This window comes from Nostoc sp. DedQUE04, assembly GCF_034530995.1.
In the GTDB taxonomy this organism is placed as follows: domain Bacteria; phylum Cyanobacteriota; class Cyanobacteriia; order Cyanobacteriales; family Nostocaceae; genus Nostoc.
Map to the genome: position 1 here is coordinate 51,601 of NZ_JAVRCA010000020.1, position 19,793 is coordinate 71,393.

At 38.5% G+C, this 19,793-nt stretch carries 22 protein-coding genes and 1 pseudogene; 12 read left to right on the plus strand and 11 right to left on the minus strand.

Annotated features, from left to right (window positions below; translation table 11 throughout):
- Positions 1–34: 34 nt before the first annotated feature.
- The 5 genes from RM049_RS16095 to RM049_RS16115 form a co-directional block, all read right to left on the minus strand.
- Entirely contained in the window at positions 35–940 is a 906-nt protein-coding gene (locus RM049_RS16095; protein WP_322704895.1) for a ferritin-like domain-containing protein, read from the minus strand.
- 120 nt (positions 941–1,060) lie between these two features.
- Complete coding sequence (locus RM049_RS16100) at positions 1,061–2,110, minus strand: aromatic ring-hydroxylating dioxygenase subunit alpha (RefSeq protein WP_322704896.1); 1,050 nt, start codon at positions 2,108–2,110, stop codon at positions 1,061–1,063.
- A 5-nt stretch (positions 2,111–2,115) separates the two neighbouring features.
- A complete protein-coding gene (locus RM049_RS16105; protein WP_322704897.1) occupies positions 2,116–2,856 on the minus strand; it encodes a hypothetical protein in 741 nt (246 codons plus the stop codon).
- A 263-nt stretch (positions 2,857–3,119) separates the two neighbouring features.
- The gene (locus RM049_RS16110; RefSeq protein ID WP_322704898.1) at positions 3,120–4,124 is read right to left on the minus strand and encodes an aromatic ring-hydroxylating dioxygenase subunit alpha; all 1,005 of its coding nucleotides are present in this window, start codon (positions 4,122–4,124) and stop codon (positions 3,120–3,122) included.
- Positions 4,111–4,530: an Mpo1-like protein gene (locus tag RM049_RS16115; RefSeq protein ID WP_322704899.1), complete on the minus strand. Its 420-nt coding sequence runs from the start codon at positions 4,528–4,530 to the stop codon at positions 4,111–4,113. The genes RM049_RS16110 and RM049_RS16115 overlap by 14 nt, the downstream gene beginning before the upstream one ends.
- 378 nt (positions 4,531–4,908) lie before the next feature.
- On the opposite strand from RM049_RS16115, the gene RM049_RS16120 reads away from it, so the two are divergent.
- The 5 genes from RM049_RS16120 (at position 4,909) to RM049_RS16140 (ending at position 8,137) form a co-directional block, all read left to right on the plus strand.
- On the plus strand, positions 4,909–5,133 hold the full coding sequence (locus RM049_RS16120; RefSeq protein WP_322683353.1) for an addiction module protein: 225 nt from the start codon (positions 4,909–4,911) through the stop codon (positions 5,131–5,133).
- Positions 5,133–5,432, plus strand: coding sequence for a type II toxin-antitoxin system RelE/ParE family toxin (locus RM049_RS16125; protein WP_322704900.1), 300 nt, complete (start codon positions 5,133–5,135; stop codon positions 5,430–5,432). The genes RM049_RS16120 and RM049_RS16125 overlap by 1 nt, the downstream gene beginning before the upstream one ends.
- Positions 5,425–5,643: a hypothetical protein gene (locus tag RM049_RS16130; RefSeq protein ID WP_322704901.1), complete on the plus strand. Its 219-nt coding sequence runs from the start codon at positions 5,425–5,427 to the stop codon at positions 5,641–5,643. The genes RM049_RS16125 and RM049_RS16130 overlap by 8 nt, the downstream gene beginning before the upstream one ends.
- A gap of 275 nt (positions 5,644–5,918) precedes the next feature.
- Complete coding sequence (locus tag RM049_RS16135; protein WP_322704902.1) at positions 5,919–7,454, plus strand: hypothetical protein; 1,536 nt, start codon at positions 5,919–5,921, stop codon at positions 7,452–7,454.
- Between the two features lie 368 nt (positions 7,455–7,822).
- The gene (locus tag RM049_RS16140; protein ID WP_322704903.1) at positions 7,823–8,137 is read left to right on the plus strand and encodes a helix-turn-helix transcriptional regulator; all 315 of its coding nucleotides are present in this window, start codon (positions 7,823–7,825) and stop codon (positions 8,135–8,137) included.
- Between the two features lie 59 nt (positions 8,138–8,196).
- On the opposite strand, the gene RM049_RS16145 is transcribed toward RM049_RS16140, so the two are convergent.
- Positions 8,197–9,903: a D-aminoacylase gene (locus tag RM049_RS16145; RefSeq protein ID WP_322704904.1), complete on the minus strand. Its 1,707-nt coding sequence runs from the start codon at positions 9,901–9,903 to the stop codon at positions 8,197–8,199.
- A 473-nt stretch (positions 9,904–10,376) separates the two neighbouring features.
- Between RM049_RS16145 and RM049_RS16150 the strand changes: the two genes are divergently transcribed.
- Together RM049_RS16150 and RM049_RS16155 are read left to right on the plus strand one after the other, a co-directional pair.
- Positions 10,377–10,826 (plus strand): orange carotenoid protein N-terminal domain-containing protein, encoded by a 450-nt coding sequence (locus tag RM049_RS16150; RefSeq protein WP_322704905.1) that lies wholly within the window; start codon positions 10,377–10,379, stop codon positions 10,824–10,826.
- A gap of 142 nt (positions 10,827–10,968) precedes the next feature.
- Positions 10,969–11,118, plus strand: coding sequence for a hypothetical protein (locus RM049_RS16155; protein WP_322701196.1), 150 nt, complete (start codon positions 10,969–10,971; stop codon positions 11,116–11,118).
- Between the two features lie 143 nt (positions 11,119–11,261).
- Here the strand turns inward: RM049_RS16155 and RM049_RS16160 are convergent, their stop codons facing one another.
- The 5 genes from RM049_RS16160 to RM049_RS16180 all read right to left on the minus strand — a co-directional run bounded on the left by RM049_RS16160 (position 11,262) and on the right by RM049_RS16180 (position 15,924).
- Positions 11,262–11,567 carry a hypothetical protein gene (locus tag RM049_RS16160; protein ID WP_322673668.1) on the minus strand — a complete coding sequence of 102 codons (306 nt, stop codon included), beginning with the start codon at positions 11,565–11,567 and terminating at the stop codon, positions 11,262–11,264.
- 287 nt (positions 11,568–11,854) lie between these two features.
- A complete protein-coding gene (locus tag RM049_RS16165; RefSeq protein WP_322704906.1) occupies positions 11,855–14,074 on the minus strand; it encodes an adenylate/guanylate cyclase domain-containing protein in 2,220 nt (739 codons plus the stop codon).
- 70 nt (positions 14,075–14,144) lie between these two features.
- Complete coding sequence (locus tag RM049_RS16170; RefSeq protein ID WP_322673670.1) at positions 14,145–14,924, minus strand: DUF928 domain-containing protein; 780 nt, start codon at positions 14,922–14,924, stop codon at positions 14,145–14,147.
- 71 nt (positions 14,925–14,995) lie between these two features.
- Positions 14,996–15,130: a hypothetical protein gene (locus RM049_RS16175; RefSeq protein ID WP_322704907.1), complete on the minus strand. Its 135-nt coding sequence runs from the start codon at positions 15,128–15,130 to the stop codon at positions 14,996–14,998.
- A gap of 116 nt (positions 15,131–15,246) precedes the next feature.
- Complete coding sequence (locus RM049_RS16180; protein ID WP_322673671.1) at positions 15,247–15,924, minus strand: Mo-dependent nitrogenase C-terminal domain-containing protein; 678 nt, start codon at positions 15,922–15,924, stop codon at positions 15,247–15,249.
- A gap of 231 nt (positions 15,925–16,155) precedes the next feature.
- Here RM049_RS16180 and RM049_RS16185 point away from each other — a divergent pair, with 231 nt between their 5' ends.
- From RM049_RS16185 to RM049_RS16205, 5 genes and pseudogenes are all read left to right on the plus strand, one after another.
- Positions 16,156–16,287 carry a hypothetical protein gene (locus RM049_RS16185; RefSeq protein WP_322701199.1) on the plus strand — a complete coding sequence of 44 codons (132 nt, stop codon included), beginning with the start codon at positions 16,156–16,158 and terminating at the stop codon, positions 16,285–16,287.
- A 22-nt stretch (positions 16,288–16,309) separates the two neighbouring features.
- On the plus strand, positions 16,310–17,410 hold the full coding sequence (locus tag RM049_RS16190; protein WP_322704908.1) for a glutamate-cysteine ligase family protein: 1,101 nt from the start codon (positions 16,310–16,312) through the stop codon (positions 17,408–17,410).
- A 540-nt stretch (positions 17,411–17,950) separates the two neighbouring features.
- Positions 17,951–18,307: a hypothetical protein gene (locus tag RM049_RS16195; protein ID WP_322673674.1), complete on the plus strand. Its 357-nt coding sequence runs from the start codon at positions 17,951–17,953 to the stop codon at positions 18,305–18,307.
- A gap of 250 nt (positions 18,308–18,557) precedes the next feature.
- Positions 18,558–19,097 (plus strand): Dps family protein, encoded by a 540-nt coding sequence (locus tag RM049_RS16200; RefSeq protein WP_322673675.1) that lies wholly within the window; start codon positions 18,558–18,560, stop codon positions 19,095–19,097.
- 231 nt (positions 19,098–19,328) lie between these two features.
- A pseudogene (locus RM049_RS16205) lies at positions 19,329–19,787 on the plus strand (ChaB family protein); the annotation flags it as partial.
- Between the last annotated feature and the right edge of the window lie 6 nt (positions 19,788–19,793).

The following is a 19,793-nucleotide window of genomic DNA, read 5'->3' on the forward strand; positions in this document are numbered from 1 at the left end:
TTTTGATTTCACGCAGAGATAAGATTGATATTTATTACACGCATTGATGGGCGGGGAGTGGTTCAAAAACTCCGCGTTCTTCTAAATTTTGCAGGATAGACTGGGCTGATGTTCCCCCCATGAGCGATCGCAATATTTGTAATCGCATTCCACTGTGGGTTTCTGTATCTAGTTCTTGTAAAATTTGGATTTTTTGCGAGCGCGTCAGATGTCCTTTCACTCGTTCAACTGCTGTTAGTACACTTTGTGGCCCCACTTGTACCATAAACAAAAACTGTGCCAATACATCAAGAATTGTTGTTTGACTGAATGCTGAAACAGTAATTTGATTAAATAAGGTGGTTCCTGTGGCGTGATGACGGGATTCAGATTGTAAAAAACTGGCAAAAAGTTCTGCTAAAACTGGATAGCGGCATTCCTTCGCTAAACGCCGATAATGGCTTAAACCCCATCCTTCTAAAACGACTTGCAGCACAAACAACAAAACTGTTTTATCTGCACTTTCAACCACTTCTGATAGTAAGCGCAAAAACGGATCGTCTGTGCTAGTTAATTCCATGTCTGGTAAAAAATGGCTAATTTGGTGAAGGTGGGTAGCTTCATCAGCCGTAAACAGTCCATAAAGCATTCGTTCTTCAACTGTTTCTGCTAACAGTACCATTTTTGCCATATAGCCAACGCCCGCTTTCTCAATGAAATATGATTCTTCTAACAGGCTGCGGTTCGTAAGTTCCAGAATAGTAGATTGTTCATTAATATTAGATTGTTGAAAAATTTTGACTTTATGTAAATTAAAAAATTCCGCATCCCAATAATTTAATTGTGGGTAATTAGCATCATTATTCTGATTGGGTAATGCTGCTGTTAATATCCGTCGCAAACGGTCATTAGAATCTGTGTGTGGTAAATCAAAACCAACAATGTTATATTTTAAATCCATTTTTTCTGTTCAATTAAAGTGAATTCATGGTCATACCAATTCTCCGTAAGTTTACACTTAATAATTACTCTTTCTCTCTCTTGGCGTACTTGGCAGTTCGTTTAATAATTAATTGCATCTTCATAGCGAATTACTATTAGGTGTTGATATTTGAATATTTGGATAATTAACAGTTTCCCAAGTTCCCCAGCTTAAAGCTTTCTGTTGATTAACGTGCTGAATAAATTCCAGAATAGATTGATCTGCTTTAGTAGGAGTCTTTAAATCAAACTGAATTGTCTGAAATACCTGTGTATCCCCTTGTGCGAAGTAATTACCAACCTGCTGAGTTAACCATAACAAACCACGATTTAAAACCCATCCCCAAAATCCCGGACGCTTGGGAGTGACGAGAATTGTTTGCCCTTCAGTTTTACCACCTTCTATCATTCGCAATGTAAATATAATGTAGAAGTGCAGAAAATCCGGGCCTAGCGTCACAGTGCCAGTGCTACCATACCAGTAACACATACTATAAGTAACTTCGTTGCGATATAAAGGACGAATCAGGCGGATTAACCAGGAATCATCCCCTCCGCGTGTAGTGTTGCTGAAGGTAATAGCGTTAGGATTAAGGTTTTGAGAATCAAATATAATCTCTAAAGGCAAATTGTGTACTGTATTGAAATGGTGAGCATCAATCGCGTTAATTAGTAAAACATTGGGATGGCAGTTTTTGACAAAGCGAGTCCCCAATATGTGATCGCAATCTGCCTGTTCTAGTTCTGGTACGAAGGGCAGCGAACTTGGCTTTTCTTCTCCTACCCAAACCCAAATCATGCCGTACTTTTCCGCTGTATGCCACGTTTTAATACACACAGGTAGCGGTTTTCCCAGAGAAGGAACATCTACACAAATTCCGCGACTGTCATACTTCCAATTATGAAAAAAGCAGCGAATTCCGTCACCTTCTACCTTACCTTCTGCTAAATGAGCGCCCATGTGTGGACAATAAGCATCTATAGCTACTACCCGATCGCTAACTCCCCGATAAATTGCCAGATTTCTACCTAGCAAAGTTATAGCTTTTACCTTGCCAATTTTTAATTTTTTTGATGCTAATGCCCAGTACCATCCTTCTATAAATTGTGTTGGGTTGTTAAAGTTTGATTGTGGGTTTGTAGATACCATAAAAGTTAAATGACGACACAATCTTGCACAACTTGTAACGATGATTCTGACTCCCACATCCGTTTTCCAGCACGAGTGAGATTGTCATAGTTAATTTCAGTTAAACAAACTAATTCATCACCTAATCTATAGCCGGGGTTTTTGTCTTCAAAAAACTGGATATGGGGGTTAGTCTGTCTTCCTGTGGGAATTTCAATTAACTCCTCACAGAGAATTTGGGGATGCGGAAAATTGACGATACCAGTTGATTCTTGGTATAAACTACCATAGTATTCGCGTGCTAAACTCACCATTATATTTGTAATATTGGCAGGTGTTGTAACATCATAACGCGGGTAGAAATCTTGCCAAAAAGTAGGGAGAAAACGATAAGTGCGAAAACCGGAGCAAATTAGCAACCAGTAAAGTTTATTTTCTGCATAGTGTTGACGCAGAAAATTGATGGCGGCAATCCAACTACGTGGTAGTGTTGTACTCGACCAAGCACTAGGATCAACAATAGTGTCGCCAGAATACACCACACTAATTTTTTCTCCCAAAAAAGTCGTTTGGCATAACATCAGAGTTGAAAATCCTTTGAGTGCGTTGGATGTTTCATCTCTCAACAACAAAACCCAGTTTTTGCGCTCTAGATCGGCTAGAAACCCATCCCAGGTTATACCTTGAAAGTGATTTTGCAGCAACGCATACATGGCGATGCGATCGCTTTGTTGCAAATTTTCAACAGGAATCAGCAAACTCTTCATTATTCGTAAATTACTTAAATTTGATTTGTATTATATTTAACTAAAACTTTATCGACCATTATGGTAAATTTACGGTGTAATGTGACAGATTCCAGAATGGTTATTTACGTTACAATTCCGTATTCACATCTTGCACCCTCTCAATAAGAGTTAATGGGAATCGCCTACTCTACAAAATAATTAAGATGTATTTAGATTGAGAAACAAAACGCAACATTATCAAAGCTTTTGTTGGGTTACGCGATCGCTAACCCAGTCTACTATTATTTTACACCCCTATTTTTTGACCATCGAGACGGTTCTAGCTGATTTACATACTCCATATATTCAGCTAATGGCCGATCGATACTAAGGAGTAAATTCGGATTAAAGCGAATATTATCGTAAATTTTGCCATCTTCATCTCTGAGCATATAGTAAGCTAACCGAGTACAGAATAACAAAAATTGACTTTGCAGATACCCTAGAATACCTTGACGTTTTTCAGTTACATAAATCGGTTGAATTATCGTTTTTCCAGGTGAAATTGGAGTATAAGCATATATCATATACAGTGGCGGAAAAAGCCTGACATCTTTCATCATTGTTAACAAACCAATGCAACCATGAGCATAACGCATTGAATACTGATATGTAGAACCAAGGAATCTTTGACCTAACTTTTCTCTCCAAGTAGTTTGAGGGAATTGTCCCCGCATCGTAAAGTCAATTTGCGTCCCTAATTCGCTGCGATGTAGCGATAAATCCATTTTGATGTCTAAATGATGAATTGTTTTTAAATGTTGAGCATCAATCCCGTTCATCATACAGATATGGTGATGGCAACTTCTGGCAAATGCAATATCAGCTTTTGCAACAATTTCTTTACCCTTCAACTCATCAAAATCAGCCACTCCCTCTGGTGCTTTAGCATCTGGATAAATCCAGATAAATCCATACTTTTCCTCTGTTGCATAAGCTTGCAATTTAGCTTGACTAGGAATTTCTGATTGACAGGGAATATTTTGACAAAACCCTGTTTCATCAAATGCCCAATGATGAAATGCACAACGAATCCAATTACCATCAACCTTCCCAATTCCTAAATCTGTTCCCAAATGAGGACAATAAGCATCCAAAGCCCGTACTTGCCCATCTTCACCTCTAAAAATGGCAATTTTATGACCGCATACTTCTACAGATTTTGCTGTTTTTTTAGGTATTTTATGACTAGAACAGGCAATATACCAACCCTTTGCAATTACATTCCAGTTATTAAATATTTGCATAATTGTTTGATAGATAATTATTTAATATTTCTTGTCGTTGGCGAATATCATCTTGATATTTACCCATCAAAATTCTAAATAACATTTTACCTAAACAATAAGATGCCCGCCAAGAAAATACAGCATCTTGTAAATCAATATGGCTACGCTCAAATAAAAAATGTCCAGTTAATCCCAATAATTGAGTTAACGGTAATCCTAAGAGTAACCAAAAATTTTGCAATTTCCAAGTATAAAAGAGTAAACTGTAAAAAAATAATATTCCTAGAATGTGTAGAGTAATATTAATTGGATGTTGATGTTTAAGAATAAAAATATCCCAATAGTCTGTAAAAGGATGATCTTTAATTTTATTATTAATACGATTTTTTAAATTTACTTGAGGAATAAAATTGATATTACTCATAAGATAATGTATGACCAAGCAATAGAATTTATATATTAATAATCATTGTCAGCTACACAAATCCCTTTACATTTAATGCCGTTCGTAGCAGTACGCTGACAATGAGGACATAGAACTTTTTCATTTTCTGTTTCTTGATTTGTCTTTATACTAGTGCTTGCCTGTAGCTTGTCTTTTTCGGTCTGGACTTTTTCACTCATAAGAATGGAGGAACTTTTTGGTGTTTAAATTTTACACTTCATTAAAGAGTGATTATTGTTGACGCACTATCTAATATAGCAAAATGATACTTCTGCTGAATAAAGCGATCGCTCCATCTGCCGTAGGTATCACACTATGTTGTAAAATAGGCGAAAGCTCAACCCTAACTCTGTACTCATGAGTCTCCATCCCCTCTTGAAATTTGATATTTCTGAACTCAGCATTGCAGAACGTATCCAACTGGCTGAAGATTTATGGGACAGTATCTTAGAACAGCAAGAGGAACTGCCCTTGAGTTCAACACAACAACAGGAATTAGATCGACGGTTAGAAAATTACAAAAAAAACCCTACAACTGGTTCTAGTTGGGAAGAGGTTAAAAAACGGTTAAGATTCTCCTAATGAACTATAACCTGATTATTCAGCCAGAAGCAGAATATGATATTCAGGATGCTTTTGAGTGGTACGAATCTCAAAATCCAGGTTTAGGTTCTGAATTCGTCCGTGCTGTTGATGCTTGTTTATCGGGAATTGGACGACAACCCCTTGCTTCCCAAGTCATCCACAAACAGGTAAGAAGAGCATTAATCCGCCGATTTCCATACATAATTCTCTACGTTTTTGACCAAGATACAGTTTTTGTAATTGCTTGCTTCCATGCAAAACGCAATCCAAAACAGTGGTTGGATAGAATTGAATAAAATTTCTCTTCACAGCGATAATATTAGTGTTGGGTTGCCTTACTTAACCCAAGCTACAAGAATAGCGATCGCACTGGCAACTAACCTTGTCTACAACCTTGATAAGTGGGCAAAAACTTTTTCCTGCCAGAAATTAATCCGATTTTCTCGTGTTGCTCGTTTACCCATTAGTCTAGCCCAAGTACCATTTGCCGCACCACTAGGATGGTGAATCCCTTGGGCTGCCACATTCACGCCCTATGCCAAGTATAGGAATTCACTGTCATGAATTACGTATATAAATTGTATTTTATTTCTTAAAAAGATTAAAAGATAATACGGAGGCAGAGTTTTGTCTAACAGCGAACAATGATAAACCAGCATCTACAAGCGAAAATCGGCGAACTACAAGAATTTATAGATCATCGGCCAGTTCTTTTTTATTAAAAATTGTTATATTAAAACGAATTGAAGAAAGTATATATTTATCTTCCTTGAATCAGCCTGATGACACTAATTAAAGAAAATTTCAAGCGAATTTGGGATTGTTTAGTAAAAAAAGCACCTGAAATTATCCCATTATTCCAACCAGGATTAAAGCCAGAAGAAATTGATGACATAATAAAAGATTTACCTGGGAAATTACCAGAAGAAATTTATGAAATTTATCAATGGCGAAATGGCTTGTTAAAAGAAGTTGGTTTATCTGGTTGGCCAATTAACGAATCATCTATTGTTTTTCATTCTTTACAAGCTGCAATTCAAAATATTCAAAAAGTAATTATAGCTGGTCAGCCTACTTATTTTCTAACAATTTTTTCTCTGTTGCATGAAAATGGGGGAGATTATTTTACTGTACCTATCGGTCAAGATATATGTTCTGTTATTGTTTTTTATGATGATGATCATTTTATTGAATTTGTTGATTATCAGAAAGAATTTGTCCCCAAGCTAAATAGCACTTTAATAGAAAATGTAAACTCTTCAGCAAATTTTAGTTCAGAAGTTGAAGAAAATATTATTAATTTAGAATTCTCAGAAAAATATTTGGAAGAGTATGAAGAATCGGCAGATGATTTTTTAGATGATATAGGTAATTTATTTCAAATCCGAAAAGCTTATAACAGTCTGAAAAATCTTCTTAGAGAAATAGCAGACTGTTGTGAACAAGGATTTAACAGATTAGAAGTAAATGAATATAATTTTATTAATGTTTATTTAGATAAAGAGAAGTGTAACTTTATTCATTACAGACATAGAGCCGCAAAGAAATACATATACTGTTTAACTTTAGAACAGGAAGCACAACTTTATGAAATAAAGCAAAGTTGGCTAGATGTAATCAATGCCTCTCTAAACCATCAATCAGCCACTAAAGTTATTCGAGACTTATATGCTTATGCAGGGGAGGATATACCAGATATCATTTTTGTGCCTAGTTTTTACACTGCACATTTAGGAATACTAAAAGAATCTAGTTTTTTAGAACAAATTCAAAACAATTATCTTGCTCAAAAACTAAAATCTCTATATTGGAATTTGTTACTAACTCCTTTTGATTATGTTTTGGCACAACCTGTAATTCCTTCAATTTTAAATTGTTTAGAATCAGAATTATCAGAGTTTCTAAGCAGTTTTATAGAAGATGATTTAAAGTTTTATCTGCGAGAGTTTTTTTCAGATAAAATCAGTCCGTTTTTTCAGCAAATAATTAAAATATTATATTCTGGACTGAAATATGACTTAAAAAATATTTTGGGAAACAATTTTATTCAATCGCATCTTAGTTATAAATATATTGTGAGTAATGAAGACTTTATTAGTTCAGCAGCATTATTTGAATTTGCTAAAATTTTAGGAGTTAAATTTGACGAGCAAAAATTAAACTTGTTTATTTCATACTGTCGAGAAATTTGGTGTATTATTCCTTTCGATCAAGCTATTATAGTTTCTGAAAAACCTCAAATAACATGGCAGAACGACTGTTCAACGAAGTTTATACAACAACCCTCTCTCACCTTTCCAGATGGTTATAGCATTTAGAAAGTCAATTAATACTAGTTGATAATAAATTTTTGTTCAAAAACTAATATAAAAACTTAAAATGTCTTCCAAAATAAATATTGTTTAAATTAACTATGTTATTAGTTGAATAGGGTATTTGACCGAGATGTCAACAAATATTAATGCGACTTTGTTATATAATTGCATCTATACATTTTTATCAAAAATTAGTTAATTATCTATTCGAGATGCAGATAAAAACTGGAGAATCATTTATCGAATTGATGACGATGCAATCTTGATTGTTGAAGTCTTTAATAAAACAACAAGAACAACATCCAAAAACGTAATTGAGGTTTGCAAAAAGCGCCTGAGCAAATATGATACCGAACAATAGGAGTAATGCGATGGATCGAGCTAAGAGAGAACGTTTGGAATCTAAAGGCTGGAAAATTGGCACAGTTTCAGATTTTTTGGAGTTAACACCTGATGAAACTATGTTTGTTGAAATTAAGCTAGCTCTCAGCCAAAACTTGAAGAAGCGCCGACAAAAACTGATGACTCAAAGTGAACTCGCTGCTAAAATTAGTTCTAGCCAACCTCGAATTGCTAAAGCTGAAAATGGCGATGCTTCAGTATCAATTGAATTGTTGATCCGGGCAATGTTAGCAACAGGTGCAACTCCTCAAGATATTGGACAGGTGATTGCTGGTGTGGAGTAAAAGCAATTCAATGGTACAATCTCAAACTTTTCTTTGTGCCTGCCTCTGCGTGAGATAATTCAACAAGGAAACAAAACCGTTCCCAACTTTTCACGCCCCAAGCGATCGCTCACTTCACCCCGACAAACAACCCGAACCCCGTTAATATAAACTGCTTGCACAATTTCATCTGAACCGCGTTTAACCATCCGAGGTTCACCATCTAAAACGGTATCTGATATCTGCACTTGTGGGCTAATTGGCTGATTTAAAGCATTAGGATCGAGTAAAACTATATCCGCTTTTGCACCAACTTTCAGAACTCCCGTATCCAGACGAAACCAACCAGCAGGTTCTCCGGTAACGCGGCAAATCGCAGCTTCCGGTGAAAGGAATTTCGTTGCCACAGCTTGTTTGAGCAAAGACAAAGCTCCATCATAGTAGCCCAGGTTACGGACGTGAGCGCCAGCATCGGTAAAACCAGGCAAAATATGCGGATGCTGCATCATCGCTAAACGGGGTTTTAGGCGATCGTTCGCTCCTGTCGCCACCCAGCGTAAATCTGTATCGTATTTTTGTAATGCGTAGATAAATAAATCTACTGGTTCTTGTTGCTTTTGACGAGCAATTTGGGCAAAACTTAACCCTTGCCAACTTGCTTCGGGACAGTGAATAACTTCCATCAAATCCAAGCGGCGATGGAATGATTTACGCCGTTTACTCAGCCATTCTTGGCGAAACTGACGACGAAAAACTTCCGATGCCCATAGTTGTTGTCTTTCTTCTCGTGACTGACAGTTATTGAGTTGTGCGCCTGTGGAGAATTCTTCAAATAAGGGAGTTACAGATCCATCAGAGTAAATGGTGAAAGGTTCAGTTAAGGTTTGAAAGCGGACATTCCCATTTAGAAGCCGATTCCAAATAAAAAGTAGGGGAGAAAATATTCGCCATAGTTTGCGATCGTGTACGGCATCTAAGGCTGAGAGGACAGTTAGCCGCAGTGGTTTTTGTCCAATTCCTGAACCCATACGCAGAATTTCTACAAAGGAAGCAAATCGTTGTAAGTTGGGCGTGACTTGAAAAACACGTTGGCTACGCCGGCACAAATCCGCCAACATTGCATATTCTTTAAATTTGGCGTGTTGAGAGGGAATTGTACAACCTTGCCATTCTCCACTCATCCGATGCCAAGGAAACATATCAATAGAAATGCCAATAAAGCCAGCATCTATTGCATCTCTGGCTATGCGCTGCATAAGTTTTAGTTCAAATTTTGTCGGCTGAACGGTTAAACTGCGTTCTAATCCCATCACATGAGCGCGTAAAGCACTGTGTCCAAACATTGGGGCAACATTGGGGCCAAGGGGTAACTGTTGCAAATGCTGTAAATATTCTGCTGGTGTCTGCCATGAAACCGACTTTTTCAACCATTTTGCAATCAGTCGATGGGAAAGTGTCTCTACTCTCTGAAAAATATCAGCCAGGATTTGGGGTTGGGCGATCGCAACAGACAAGCTACAGTTACCAATAACAACGCTGGTAACACCATGACGCACTGATTCGCTCAATCCTGGTGCAATTTCTAACTCTAAATCGTAATGAGTATGAATATCGATGAATCCAGGTGTCACCCATAACCCAGAAGCATCAACCACTTCACGCGCTGGGGTAGTTAAGGAGGGTGTGAGGGTGACAATGTGGCCGTTTTGAATGCCGATATCTCTGCGAACAGGTGGAGAGCCTAAGCCATCGAAAATTAAGCCGTTTTGAATCAGCAAATCTAACATGATTGTTTGTTTTCCTTTGATGTCGCCACCGGAAAGGGCGGGTACGCCATCGCACTACAGTATGACGCAAATATTCATTGCTACATCTTATACTACATAATCAATAACCCCTTCAAGCGATCGCTTGGAGGGTGTCTAAGAAGTCTCAAATATTTGTTGATTCCCCCTAATTCCTTTAAAAAAGGGAGAATAATAGTTTTAAAATCCCTCGATAAATTGGGGGATTTAGGGGGATCTCCAAAGGTAGGTGTATACAAAAAAACTTTTTAGACATCCTCTTAAAGTCACAGACGTTACTTAGCTTTTACATACATCGAAACAGGCATTTTTGTAACTAGCAATTTCAGTTATCTCTATCTGTCTTATGTAATAAGTCCTATACCTGTCCTAAGTAGGGTTATCTATCTATATTTGTTCGTTAAGTTGTATGAAGCAATGAAAGCAGAATACCTTTAACTTAGTTGGAGTTTTTTATGACTTACACAATTGATGAAGCAACAAGACCAGCTTTAGAAAGTTTTCAACGCTTTGATGTAGATACTCAGCTAGCCCTACTTTGGTTCGGTTATCTCGATCTTAAAGAGCAGCTACAACCAGCACCTCCTCCAAGCGTTGAAGCGCCTGCCAAAGCAGTGTTTGACAAATTCCTGGACTTGTCTAAAGAAGAGCAACTGCAAGCACAACGCGACATTATTAATGGTGCAGCTAACGATATCAGCCAAACCTATAATAGTCTAAGTCCCAATGCCAAATTAGACGTTTGGTTTCTGTTGGCACAAGGAATGGAGGATGGAAGCATAATTCAAGTGCCCTCCGACTACCAACTACCTGGTGAAACGGATGAATTTGTCGCATCGATCAAAAATCTAGAGTTTGAGCAACGGATTAATTTCATGTTGAGTGTAGTGGAAACAATGGGTTAGTCAAGTCCAACAAACCTCAAACTTTCTAGAATTAAGGATAACTCAAAGTACCAAATTAAGCTAGACTTGGCTATTTTTGCTTTACTTTAATAGACCTTAACTTAGAACTACCGCAGAGATGCTCATCTTTGCGGTAGTTTTGATGCAAATTTTATCAAGTCCGCTTGATTATACGAACTCAATTAATGATTGTAATGATTGGAACACATCCTTGGGTAAAGACGCGATTCATCGCGTCTCTACAAATGCTCTATTTGTCGCATTTTTTTCCAAGCGCACGATCGCATTATAATCAGGTACACTTCGAGCGATCTTTTTAAGCTTTCAACACTTTCAACATAAAATATTTTATAAATCTTTAAAGCAGTAGTTGAAATAAAAATCCCTGTCACAGACAGTTGACAGGGATAGCAGTTTTGAGATATTGCTTGTCTTTTAGCTAACAAAATCTTTATGGGCAGCGACAAGCATCTGAGCTTGCCTTAAAACGTTTCCGAATAAATAAAAAGGAATCTGCCAAGCTGCAACGGTAACTTCTTTGACTATATCTTGTACGCTAACTGCGATTAATTCATGCTCTGGCGGCTCTCCCTCAACTGTACCAGACCAAGTAAAAGCTAATAAGAAATCATCGTCTCCAGGCAAGGATGCAATCAAACATTCTTCTGGTGTTGGTTCGCAAATAATTCCATAATCATTTGCAAGTTCTACTAATCTTTGAAATTTGTTTCCGTTTGTCATTTGTTCTTAGGATGTAATTGAATCTCAGTTTTAGAAGAAATCATATTTTGAACTCCAGAACTCAAGTGAGTTGCTACATAGCAGAAATTACGAATTATTAATTATTCGTTGAAAATTATGAGTTATTGGAGTTGGATCGGGCTTAAGTCCAAAATCTTACCGCGATCGCTTGGTTGTATCAGCAACAATTGTTACTGTTTTAGAAAAAGCTAAACTACTTACTTTTTCGGTTTACCCTATTTACACACACCTCCATTTGTTACCATTTCAAGATTGATGCTTTAATCTCACCTTAGCTGACGCAGTGCATTGAGAATTGCGTCAGCTTTTGGGGGAACTGCTGTAAACCGAAGCAGAAAAAGATGCTCATCAACATTAGACTGTTCGATCATCTTGGCATAGATATCTTCTTCTGTAGCCATTTCTGCCTCAATCAATAACTGGAGTTTGAGATTACTCAAGAGTTCTAAAGAATGTGGCGATCGCAGCTGCGCTCCTTTTTCTGAGAGGCTAATCAATTCCCCCATAAATACTGTTCCAACTGCATGTTTTCCCTGCAAAATGGAGTATTTTACAGGTACTTTTTGAGTCAGAACGATCGTTTCTTCATCATGTTTAGGCAAGAATAAATTATATTTACCACCAATGCCACGAATTTCACAAATTGTCACAGGGTGTTTTATGCCTTTGGGTTCTATTTGTAATTGCCCAGCAATTTGTAAGTCAATATTGGCATCCTTACAGGTATTTTCGGAAATTAAAATTTGTCCTCCCACTGTATAAGATTCAATTCGAGCAGCCAAATTAACATGACTGCCAATAACTGTATATTGAGCGCGTTTTTGAGAACCAACATTTCCCGCTACGGCTTCGCCTGTATTAATTCCAATTCCCATTTCGAGGATTGGAAAATTCATTTGCTGATTTTGTTTGTTCACTTGCTGCATTGCTAATTGCATGGCAATAGCACAGGCGATCGCTCGTTGAGAATCATCCTTGCGACTAATTGGCGCACCAAATATCACAAAAATCCCATCACCCATAAACTCATTAATCGTGCCTTTATACTGGTTGATTACATCTGTCATTGTTCCCAAATAAAGATTCAAAATCTTTACTACTTCTTCTGGGGGCAATTGTTCGGAAATAGCCGAGAATCCTCTTAAATCAGATACGAGAACTGTAACCTTTCGGCGTTCTCCTCCTAGCTTTAACCCAGAAGGAGTTTCGAGGATATTGGCGACGATTTCATCAGTTAGATAGCGGCCGAGGGTTTTTCGCATCTCGGTAGCACTTTGGGCAATATACTGAGTAAGTGCGATCGCAGAACCTCCAAAAGCCAGCAATGAAGGTATAACGGGAATCCACCAACCAAGCAAAAACGCCAGAAAACTACCACCAATTAAACCGCCACCTGCCAACAAAACACTAATAGCCATGAGGGTTTTCTGGTTGCTACTGTGGCGTTGCAGCCAACACAAGCTAGCACCAATTATTGACCAGATTAAAATTAATAGCCATTCTAGCGGCTCAGGTAAACACTTAATCAATGGACGGCCTTCCATCGCCGTACTTAAAATTTGACTAATCAAATTAGCATGAATTGTCACACCCGCCATCCGTTCCGGATCAGTCAACACATTACTGCTGTAAGGTGTATAGAATAGATCCTTTAAACTTTCAGCAGTAGCACCAATTAGTACCACCTTATTTCGCATTAAATCTCTTGGAATAAGATTCTCTTGCACTTCGGTAAGAGATACTTTAGTAAACTGCTGTATCCGTCCTCGGTAGTTCAACAGCACTTGATAACTCCCGGCATCAGCTCGGACGTAACCTCCATCATTAGGTTCAAAAATTGGGAAAATACCCCGATTTAACTGCAAGTAATTAGAGTTAGTTGCCGATGGCTTGGCAGTAATACCTTCAGGTTTCAAGTACAACAATGCCAGTTTTAACCCAAAACTTTCCAGAATCTCGTCATTATTTAAATTTACGTACAATAATGCTCGTCGAATTTTGCCATCTCCATCTATGGGTAAATCATTCGACCCAATTTGATTAAGTTTCTTCAGTTCTGGAGATGAATCAACCGCCGAACTATCAATAGTATCAGAGACTTTTTGGACTCCAATCAAATTAGGAGTAGACTTAAACACCTTAAGTAAGTCTTGATGACCGGGATTTACAGGTAAATCACGATAAATATCTAAACCAATCGCTCTAGGTTTTTGCTGTTTGATTTTTTCTAACAAACTAGCAAGTTTTCCATCAGGCATAGGCCACTGTCCCTGCTTGCGGACATCTGCCTCATTAATCTCAACTATGACAATGCGGGTATCAGCCGATTCTCCTGGACGAAGGAGAAAAAATTGATCTAGTGCTGCCAATTCCAACAATTGCAGTAATCCAGTCAAGCGTATTGCAATCACCAGGGCTGTAATATTGGGAACAGCAAGTAAAACACCCCGCCATTGCCAAATGTGCGGTTTCAGCTTTGTCCACATAATATTTAGTGCTGAGTGCTGAGTTAGGAGTTAGGAGTTAGGAGTTAAGAGTTAAGAATTTTTCCTCAGCTTAATGCCCTCTGCCCAATGCGCCGTGCCCTTGTTTCGTAAATGTGCAACAATCAATCAATGGTTCGGAAGCGATCGCACTCAAACCTACAGACTTGAAAAATTGTTTCCAATCCAACCTCGCTTTGAAATTATTCGGCTCAGTCCGGCGTAGCTGCACCAAACTAGTCAGCGCTTCATGCCAAATCCCAGCTTCTGCATAGATAGTGGGCAACTTGTACAAATTCGCCTTTGCTAATGCCTCTGACAAAGTTGCTCCTGGTTGAGTGCGTTCCACCCAACCATCTACAGTCGGATTTTCACTCTTGTCTTGATTATCACAAATAATTGTTAGATACCAATGATAAGTTTTACCTACAGCGAGTGCAGGGGCACTGTCAGGAAGTTTAAAGCTAATAATTCCCGATTTATTTGGAAGTGTAAAAGAGGTTTCATAAAATACGTTCTGGTCTTCAGTCAAGAGCAGAAACTTGGCTGTTTTGAGTTGAGATGGAGGTATATACCAGAAAAATGTTGGATGTTGAGCAAATGTCAGCCCTAATTTATCTGGAGGTATTAAGGGAGTTATTAGTTGTTTGCCTTTTAGGCAAGAACTACCACGGGTAGAACCACCAGCACTTGCGGGAAGTTTTCCCCGCTGTGGTGGTTTAAATGTTTGACTAATTTGCCAAGTTTTATTGGCATGGTACGACTGAGCTTGTACCTGTGCTGTTAAAGCAGAAAGCAAATACAAAGGTAAGGAAAAGGGTACAAAATATAGAGATGGTTTAATCCCTTTCATATTGATAATGCCTGAGTTCTAGATTAGTCAGGTGAATAAATCAAGTATTCCCAAAAGCAGAGTTAGATTTTTCACTCAACTACAGAACTATTTATTAGGCATTGGGCATTGGGCATTGGGCATTGGGCACTTGTACTGAGCGGAGTCGAAGTATTGGGCATTGGGCATTGGGCACTTGTACTGAGCGGAGTCGAAGTATTGGGCATTGGGCATTGGGCACTTGTACTGAGCGGAGTCGAAGTATTGGGCATTGGGCAGAGGAGAAAGAGGTAATTTTTTATTCTCCCCCTTGTCCCCTGCTCCCCTGCTCCCCTCTCCCTACTCAAATATATGGCGATACATCTTCACCGCATTTATCTGCTAAATAGGAGAGGGCGCGGAAACGTAAGCCTACCAGTTGCTCATATAACGGGTTAATTTTACACATCGGTGGAATATGCACAATCTTGCGTCCAAATAGGGTGACATCCCGTTCAAAGGGACACTGGGCGGGAATCATTTTACACAAAAAGCGGGCTACTCTTGGGTCTTGGATATCTAGCCCATCAAGCCAGTCTTGCAGAGAGTGTAGGGCATTGATTTGACGCTTTGTCAGCCCTGTGCTGGCGATAGTGGGGGTAATTTGCTCTGGGTATTCCAGAGTGGGGCGAAGGGCTTCGAGTAACTTCTCTGGCTGTTCCAAAGCTTGACAGAACTGTTGCAGAACCTCATCTTCGCTGGGAGAATAAGTACCATCTGCGATCGCTACCATTATCGCTGTCCTTAAGAAATTTTCGGCAGCTGGTGTACCTTTACCCAACGCTGCGGCTAATTCCTCTGGCGTAATTACCTCTAGTGAGTCAAATTTAATCTTAGGAGCTAATTCATTTTCGGTGATGCTGGCAATTAATTCCTGTTCTCGATCGTCAAAATTACCATCAGCCCAAGCAATAGTAAGCAGTCCACGCAACCAAGCGGCAATCTGTTCGCTGCTGTATGGGGATTGAACGGTACTTGTCATAAACTCTATGTCTCAAGCTTTCCTCAGTCACTACTACGCTACCCTAACCAGTGACTATGAAGATAGTGGAAGCAGCACAGAAAAATAAATCAGAGAAGTTTTCAAATCGCAATAGTCGGTCTTAAGGTAAAATTCATTTGTACCATTATTGAGAATTTTTCTACTTAAAGTAAATTTAATTGGAGTATCTCAAATATTCATCAGGTTAAAGACTGTAATTTACGCTACAGAATGATGGAGTTTTCTAAGTATGCGAATCTGCCAGCTAAATATCGCCGACGCTTTTCTCTAATGAATCGTTTACTGATGTTACTTACTTCTCTATGGAATTGCGATCGCTTGGCATTAGTGAAATTAGGTTAACTCTAAAAAATTAAGGTATATAATGTTTTTCTTTGGCATTGAACATGAAGTTGCGTTTTTGAACAATGAGGGAAAATTTGCTGATTTCTCCCACACAAAATTTGCTGATTTCAATCAAATTATTGCAAGGCTACCTACATACCCCAGTGATTATCCTCAACTCCGCGTTGGCGATGCGGGTATTAAGATGAAGAGATGGTACATTGAGGGATTTGAAAGATTTGCGGATTCTGATGAAGTCATAGACTGTCATGTTAAAGGTATTGAAATTAGAACAACTATCCATTCTAATATTCTAGGCGCTATTACTGAATTATCAGAAAGTTTTAACTTGCTACGTAAGGTTGCCGCTGACTTTGGCTTATCACCAGTTTTGGTGAGTTTTAATCCCTACAATCCAGCTTTTGAGCCTCAACCCCCATTAAACAATTATGAAATTAAACAGCTAGAAGCTTATCCTGAGGAACAAACTGCTAATATTCACATGGTATCTTATGGGCCAGATTTAAATATTTCTGTGGCAGATTTGCCAACTGAAGATGTAATTGATATTGGCAGAAAGTTAACTTATTACAGTCCCTATATCGTTCCTTTTAGTTATAGCTCTCCCTTTTATAATGGAGGTTTATGGGATGGACTATCGGTACGAACATTTATCAGAACTGGCAAAAGACCAGCTACTCTGGTTTTTGTCCAAAAAGAAGAACAACTTATTAATAGCATACCTGCCTTAACAAAAATTGCTCGGATTCCGGCGGAAGTGGGACGCATCGAATTTAAGGCTTGTGATAGTTGTGATAATTTTTTAATCTATGCGGCTTTGCTGGTATTATTGAAAGGTTTGGTGTTAGATAAAACCTTACTGGGTAGAGCAACTGTACCCGATGCAGCGTTACACCAACTTTCTGCAAAAGAAGCGTTTGAAAACGAAGATATTTTTGAAAATGCGACAAAAATCTTCCAAGCAGCCGAAGTTGCTTTAGGAGATGACCCAGATGTTCGTTATTTAACGCCCTTAAAAATGCTGCTGGAAAAGCGAAAAACAAGATCCCATGAATTAATAGAAATATTTCATCACGTAAATTCAATAGAAGAGGTTATAAGGCAGACTTATCAAATTTAAAAAAAAGATTTATTTTTCTCCTTTTATTTATTAAAGGGGATTAAGCACAGTATTTATATAAATTGATACTTTACAAATGTCCTCTAAGGTGCATCTTCCTTCAATTACTTTAATTTGATAAAGTCCAGCTAACTGAACATAAATAGTATAGCTATTAGCTTGAAAAAACTAGATTAAGTCGATATACCTAGAGACTGATTTTATTATAACTAAAGATGTAGTAAACTTCATTCTAGAGATTGATGCATACCCTAGCTTTTTCAAAGTACAAGTGTAAACAGGGAACTGAAATGAAGGATTTCAATTATGAAATCTAATAATTTTGCTAAAGAATTAAGGTGGTATTTGCTTATTATCCCTTACTAATTCGATGCAGAAATACAAAAAATCTCTTCGTCAGGTTCGTTTTTCAAGAACTTCTAAATTGAAGCGGAGCTTTGCAGTTTTATTATTGCTTAAAATTGCTGAGTAAATAAAGTTATATGCTTCGCTCCTTCACTAAAAGTTCTGCGTTGTTAAAGCTGTTATCGAGGATTTCAAATGAAGATGATTACTTCTGTTTTATCTATTTTCCGTCCAGTACGTTTTTTAGTAGTAGCTTTTACTTGTGCTCTAGTATTATTCTCTAATGCTTTTCCTGCTTTTGCAATCGATAGCTACCAAAGTAATCCCACAGAAGGTACTACACAACTGCTTGACATTCAGCGCAAAACTGACGAAGCCGGTAAAGAACCACCAATAGGATTGGAAAAGACTCAAAAGGAGACTAACGAAGGACTTAATGAGGTTCAGGGAGCCGCTGATATCGACAAGCAGAAGCGTCCAGAAAATTCACAGGGTGCTACCTCTGTAGAAGAAAAAGCAAAGAGTTTCTTAGAAAAAGTTACAGGTAAGTAACAGAGTTAATACCTTGGTAATTTTTTGGTAGTAATGGGTCACTGCTTTCATGCAATGACCCATTACTACTTTTTAATGTGACGATCGCAACTGAAATTAAATATAAAAATATGTTCATCCCTATTAAGGTGTAAGTATAGCTATGAAATGTGATGATTAATCTAAACTCAATAATGTTTCCTTTGGTTGATGCGGATTATATGGAAAATTTGGCAAGTTAATAAATAAGTTTGCTTAGGGATGGAAAATAATGCGTGCGATAAACATTGGTTTGACAGACGAACAGCGTCAAGGTGTAATTAATCTGTTGAATCAGGATTTGGCAGATGCCTATTTACTGTTGGTGAAAACCAAAAAGTATCACTGGGATGTCGTTGGCCCTCAGTTCCGCTCTTTGCACCAGCTTTGGGAAGAACACTACCAAACGCTGACTCTAAATATTGATGCTTTGGCAGAGCGGGTTCGCGCTTTGGGCGGTTATCCAGTTGGTACATTGGAAGGATTTCTCAATCTTGCTACCCTCAAGGAACATGGTGGTAATGTGCCCACAGCAACAGGGATGGTAGCTAATTTAGTGGACGATCACGAGCAGGTTATTCGTAATTTGAGAGACCATGTAGATCAGTCTAGTGAAAACTTCCACGATCAAGGAACTGCTGACTTTTTGACTGGACTACTCGAACAGCATGAAGAAATAGCTTGGATGCTGCGTTCATTTATTGAAGGCGAGGCACTAGATGCAGATGGCAGACAGCCAGCAGCAGGGGCTAAGACTCCCGTAGGTGTATAGCTCATAACATCTGAGTTCAGGAAGGCTGTATGTGAAATCAATTGAGGGAGGAGCGATTCCTCCCTCAATTGATGTGAAAGAATTAATCTGCCTGGATCTACTCATTCACCTTGCCAATTTGGGAATTGAAAATTGGTTCATGCGCCAATCCCACTTAACGCCAGTCCGCTCAAGTCGGAAATTCCGCCTACGCGGCTGGTTCATTTATGTATGCTGGGGAATCTGTCTAGTGCAGTGCTCTTGGGGGCTGCTAGTGGAGCGATCGCAGGTAGTGCTGGTGCCGGTCTAGTATCGGTTCTGACTACTTTGGGAATGCCAAAAGATAAAGCGGCTATCTACCAAACTCGCTTACAAGCTGGCGAATTTTTCGTGATGGCAGAAGTTCCGAGCGATCGCACTGGCGAATTTCAATTGCTGCTCGAAAGTGCTGGTGGCGAAGAAATTAACACAATTGAGAAAACTCTGGATCGTTCTTGTTCAGGACAGTGTAACAGTCCAGCAGACTTGTCTTTTGAAGTTCGCGCTCATCTTTCTGATGAAGCTCAGAGTACATTCATTGAACGATATAATGCTGTACTCAATGAAAAAAGTGACGAGTTCACAGCCGAACAAGCTGCTTGGGAGACTATTCACCAACAATATGAAGAAGATGAAAATGGTGTCTGGTCTAAAGCTAAGGTTAAAGCGTGAACAAGG